The 6,111-nt window shown below is 68.6% G+C and carries 2 protein-coding genes; both read right to left on the reverse strand.

Annotated elements, in window-relative coordinates; genetic code table 11:
- On the reverse strand, nt 1–218 hold a 218-nt coding region (locus tag A5736_RS17375; RefSeq protein ID WP_076247588.1), incomplete at its 3' end, for an MbtH family protein.
- A gap of 421 nt (nt 219–639) precedes the next feature.
- Nucleotides 640–6,111: non-ribosomal peptide synthetase (locus tag A5736_RS17380; protein WP_254848397.1), on the reverse strand; the 5,472-nt coding region annotated here is incomplete at its 5' end.

Here is a 6,111-nt window from a genome sequence, read left to right on the forward strand (position 1 = left end):
GCCTGAACCGCTGCCAGCCTCTCGCGCAGACTCCTCGGCCGGATATCGGTCCAGTTCTGTTCGATGTAGTCCAGACATGCAGCGCGCTCGGCTTCGCCGTAAACCACCCGCCAGCCGGCAGGAACATCGGCGAAGACCGGCCACAGACTGTGCTGCTCCTCGTCGTTGATCAGGACGAGGAAGCTGCCACCGTCGTCATCGAACGGATTGACGCTCACCGATTCTCCGTACCCGCTAGTCGAAATGAAGGAAACCCCTCACAAACGGTAATGGAGCCCAGCAGGGCCTGTATGCGCTTTCGAGAAAGTCTTCAGGTGTGATTCAGGTGACTCTCGACACACCTCACCGAACTGTGCCCGATACGGGCTTCGGCCGCTGCCACTTCGGACGCTGTGAGCTGCGACGATGGGTTCCGCTTCGGCACGTTTCTCCGCCGGAGCCCTAGCCCCTCCAGACGGTGAATTTTCGGTGCTCGTCAAGGCCGCGCGAACACAACCCCGACGTTGCCGCTCATAAGAACTTCATAAGCGGCGCCGAAGGATTCGCTGCCGACGGTTATTCGTCAAAGCGCGCGGGCTCGACGTTGGCCGGCCGGGAGGCCGCGAAATCCCTTGGCGTGGTTCGGGTTCCGGCGCTCCGTCACTTCGACGTGGTGACGGCCGTCGGCATGCCGCCCAAGTGTTGACTCAAGCTCCGAACGGAGGCCGCGTCGAACAGTGTGCGCACCGTAAGGCGGACGCTCAAAGCGGTGTTGATCGCCGCGATAAGCCGCATCGCCGCCAGCGAATCCCCGCCCATGTCGAAAAACGAGTCATCGACGCCGACCCGCTCTATGCCCAGCACCCGGGCATAGATATCGGCCACGATCTCCTCGACCGCATTGGCCGGCGCGCGGTAGCCCTCGGCATCCGGGTGTTGCGGGGCCGGCGGCGCCGTGGGGTCGCGATGATCGCCTGGCCGGGCGTCCTCACCGGCGTCCAGCGCATCCATCGACGACAATGGCCGCGTCGGCTCCGCGGTCATCGTCGCCAACAGCCCGCGCAACCGTCCGATCAAGGCTTCGATGGCGGCCGCGTCGAAAAGCTCGGTGCGGTATTGCACGCGAAGCTCCAGCTCGCGGCCCGGCGCGGCTTGGATTGTGAGCGGGTAGTGGTAGTGGTCGCGGGTGGTGACGTCGGTGATGGCCAGCCCGTCGATGCCCGACAACGCCGCGGTTTCGGTCGGATAGTTTTCGTATACGAAGACGGTGTCGAACAACCTTTCCCGACCGGCGATGCGATGGATGTCGCTGAGCGCCAGGTACTGGTGTTCGAGCGTGTGATTGTGGGCGCTTTGCAACTGGTCCAGCAGGTCTGCGGTGGTGGTTTCGGCCGTGACGGTGGCCCGTACCGGCACCGTGTTGATCAACAGGCCCACCATCGATTCCGCGCCGGGCACGTCGGCCGGTCGCCCCGATACGACGGCCCCGAAGGCGACGTCACGCTGACCGGTCAGCGACATCAGCAGAAGCGCCCAAGCGCCCTGCAGCACGGTGCTGACGGTGGTGCGCTGCGAGCGGGCCAGCTCGCCGATGGCGCGGGTGGTCTCCTCGGGCACCCGGAACGATTGATCGCCGCGCTGCCCGAGCCCTAACCGATCCGGCGGGCCCACCAGGGTGGGGGTGTCGAAACCGGCCAACACGTCGCGCCAGGCCACTTGGGCGGCTTCGCTATCCCGATTGGCCAGCCAGTCGGCGAATCGGCGATACGGCACGGCGGCGGGCAGGCGATGCCCGCAGTAGCCGGCGAAGATCTCCCGCAGCAGGATCTGCAGGGACCAGCCGTCCATCAATATGTGGTGATTGGTGAGGACGAACCGGTGCCGATCCGCCCGGGTGCGGATCAACGCCACCCGAATGGCCGGTGGGTTGTCGAAATCGCAGACCGCGGCGCGTTCGTCGGCGCAGAGTCGCCGGATCTGCTCGTCGACATCGACGCCGCTTGCGTCCAGCTCGACGTAGCGCCACGGCGGCGCCGGATCGGCCGGGATGACTTGCACCGGCTCGTCGAATTGCGCGCAGAAGTGGGCCGCCAGGTTGGGATACCGCTTGACCACGGCGGACGCCGCATCGCGCAACCGGTGCTGGTCGAGCGGGCCCGTGATGGTGATGTCCAGCTGCACCGCATACGCGTCGTCACCCGATCCGTGCGCCGCGTCGGCGTGGAACAACAACCCCTGCTGCAGGGGGGTCAGCGGCAAGATGTCGGCGACGCGGTGTCGGCGCTCCAGGTCGTCGATCTGCCGCTGGCTCAACCGGGCCGGCACGATGTCCGACGGCGTCAGCCCGCCCCCGCCGCGGCGCACGTGCGCGCAGATGCCGCCGAGAACGTCGAACCACAGCCGACTCAGCCGGCCGACCTGCTCTTCGTCGAGCGCCGATTGCGCCCACGTCCAGTTGGCCTGCAGGTGTGGGCCCGCGTCGGTATCGACGGTGGCGGCGTTGAGGTCGACGGTGTGCGGCAGCGGCATCGCGATGGCCGCGCTGACGCCGGCGATCTCCTCGCCGTCCGAGCTGACGCGCCAGAAATCGTCGGACATCTCGGTCGCCGCCGCACCGAGCCGCCCCAGGTAGTTGAAACCGATCCGCGGCTCCGCTCCAGCGAGCTCCACATCGTCGTTCAGATAGCGCAGCAAGCCGTACGTCAACGGATCCGGCAGAGCGCGAAGCTGCTCCTTGGCCTCCTTGATGGCGGCCGCCAACGCGGCGTCGCCCGCCACGATCTGCGCCCAGGGCACCCCACCGACCGCCAGCGCCACCGGGTAGATGGTCGTGAACCACCCGACGGTGCGCGACAGGTCAAGATCGGGGGCCAGCTCCTCGTGCCGCCCGTGGCCCTCCACATCGATGCCGATCGGCGCGCCGTCGGTACCCAAAAACTGCGCCCACGCCAGGCCGAACGCGATCAACAGGATCTCGTGCACCCCGGCGTGAAACGCCGCCGGCGCCTCACCGAGCAGCACTCGGGTGGTCTCGACATCGAGCGACGCCGACAACCGTCCGGCACTGGCAAATGTGTCCTCCGCGGGCCGCACCGCGGGCAGCGCGGCCGGAATCGTCGCCACCCGCCGCCAAGCGTCCGCCTGGTCCACGACTTCCGGGCGGTGCGCATGCTCGGCCAGGAGGGATGCCCACCGGGCAAACGACGTCCCCTCCGCCGATAGGGCCACCGGCTGTCCCCCGCGATGCTGAACCCAGGCGATGTTCAGGTCGGTCAGCAGCACCCGCCACGACACCCCGTCGACGGCCAGATGGTGGATCAGCAACGCCAGCTGGCCGGTCGACGGCACCCACAACGCGCTGAGCATCGCCCCGACGGCCGGGTTCAACCTCGACCGGGCCTGCAGCACCGCTTCATCGGAGAGCGCCTCGACGGATTGCAGGTGCGCGCTCGCGTGGACCAATCCCGCCTCGAGCACCGTCAACGACCAGCCGCGGGCTCCGTCGTCGGCGACGCGCAGCCGCAGCATGGGATGCCGGTCCAGCAACGCCTGCAGCACGACGACCACGTCGGCCTCGGTCACGCCCGCTGGAGCCTGCAACACCGCCGTCTGGTTGAACTGCTCGACGGGGCCGCCCAGGCCCTTCAGCCACCGCATGATCGGGGTTGCTACCACATGCTTGACGCCCTCGTCCGCGGTGCGATCCGGGCCGATGGTCACGGAGAACAACGGGGCCTTGCGTGCCACCCGGGCCAGCCGGGCCACGGTCTGCTCGACGAAGATGTCGCGCGGCCGACACACCAGGCCGGCTACGTGCGCCCGCGCCACCACTTGCATCGACAGGATGCTGTCGCCACCCAGCTCGAAGAACGACTCGTCGGCGCCGACCCGGTCCAGCCCGAGCACCTGGGCGTAGATACCGGCGAGGGTCTCCTCAACCGGGCCGTCCGGGGCGCGGTAATGATCGACCTCCTGGTATTCCGGCGCGGGCAGGGCGCGGGTGTCGAGTTTGCCGTTGACGGTCAGCGGCAGGGCATCGATCACCAGCACCGCGGTCGGCACCATGTAGGACGGCAGCCGCTCGGCCAGTGCGGCGCGCGCCGCGGCCGGATCGGCGGTCCCGGTGACGTACCCGACCAGACGCTTGTCGCCGGGGCGGTCCTCGCGGGCGATCACCACCGCCTGCTGCACGCCGGGCTGCGCCGCCAGCGCCGCCTGCACCTCGCCGAGTTCGATGCGATACCCGCGGATCTTGACCTGCTCGTCGGCACGCCCCAGATACCGCAGTTGTCCGTCGGCACCCCACGACACCAGGTCGCCGGTGCGATACATGCGTGCTCCCGGCGCTCCCCCGCCGGCGAAGGGGCAAGCGACAAACCGTGTCGCCGTCAATCCGGCCCGGCCGACATACCCGTACGCCAGCCCCCCACCGGCCACATACAGCTCCCCGACCACCCCGGGGGGCACCGGCCGCAACCAGCCGTCGAGCACGAAGAACCCGAGGTGTGCCAGCGGTACGCCGATCGGGCTGGCGTTGCTGTCGACATCGGCGTCGACGACCTCCCGGAACGACGCGTGCACCGTCGTCTCGGTGATGCCATACATGTTGATCAGCCGCGGCGATCCCGAGTGGTGGTGCAGCCACGTCGCCAGACGCTGGGGTTCCAGCGCCTCGCCGCCGAAGACCACGGTGTCGAGCTTGAGCTGGTCCCCCACCTCGGGCTGCAATGCGTCGGCGGTTTGCAGCGCATAAAACGCCGAGGGGGTCTGGCTCAACACATTGGCTTGTTCTTTGACGAGCAAGGCATGGAGGTCTTCGGGCGAGCGCACCACCGAATCGGGCACCACGACCAGGCGCCCGCCGTGCAACAGCGCACCGAAGATCTCCCACACCGAGAAGTCGAACGCCAGGGAGTGGCATTGGGTCCACACCTGACCCGGCGAGAGGTCGCGGTCCAGAGACTCCAGCAGCTGGGTCACGTTGCGGTGGGCGACGGCCACCCCCTTGGGGACGCCGGTGGTGCCCGAGGTGTAGATCAGGTAGGCGACGTCGGCGGGGGTCGGCCCCGGCAACGCGGCGCCGGGTTCGGCGTCGGCGGGGAGGTCGTCGACATCGACGACCGGAATGCCGCATCCGTCCAGCCGCGCGGACAGTTCGGTGGTGGTGATCGCGGCGATCGGCGCGGCGTCGTCGAGCATGAACTCCATCCGCGCCGCCGGCGCCGAGGGGTCGATGGCCAGATACGCCGCCCCGGTCTTCAGCACCGCCAGGATCGACACGACGGCCTCGGCGGAACGGGCGAACAGCAGCGCCACGCACTCGCCCGGGCCGGCGCCCTGTCCGATCAGCAAGCGCGCCAACCGATTCGACGCCTCATCGACCTCGCGGTAGGTCATGCTGCGATCCCCACAGGTGATCGCCACCGCCTCGGGGGCCCGCGCCGCCTGGGCGGCGAACAGCACCGGAATCGACGCCGTGGGCGGGGCCACCTCGGTCAGCACGGCACGATTGCCCCACGCATCCAGGCGGGCGTACTCACCGGCGTCGAGCACATCCACCGACGACAGCCGGCGGGCGGGATCGGCGGTGATCGCCACCAGCACCCGCCGCAACCGCTCGATCAACGTCTCGATGCTCGACGCGTCGAACACGTCGGTGCGAAACTCCACCTCACCACCGATCCCGGCGGGCTGGCTGTCCTCGGTCCAGCGTTCGGCCAAGGAGAACGTCAGATCGGTGCGGGCACTCTGGGTGTCCACCGGCAACGGGGTGGCCTGCACATCACCCAAACTCAGCTTCGCGGGCTCGTTGTTCTGCCACGCCAGCAGCACCTGAACCAGCGGGTGATGGGTCAGCGATCGGGTGGGGTTGAGCCGCTCCACCAGCACCTCGAACGGCACGTCCTGGTGTTCGTAGGCGGCCAGGCTGCGCTGGCGCACCTGCGCCAACACCTCGGCGACGGTGGGATCGCCGCTCAGGTCGACCCGTAGCACCAACGTGTTGACGAAGAAGCCGACCAGCTCGTCGAGCGCGGTGTCTCGGCGGCCGGCGATGGGGAATCCCACCGCCACATCGGGGCTGGCGCTGAGTTTGGACAGCAACACGGCCAGGGCGGCCTGCATCACCATGAA

It is taken from the genome of Mycobacterium sp. SP-6446 (genome assembly GCF_001954045.1).
Classification (GTDB): Bacteria; Actinomycetota; Actinomycetes; order Mycobacteriales; family Mycobacteriaceae; genus Mycobacterium.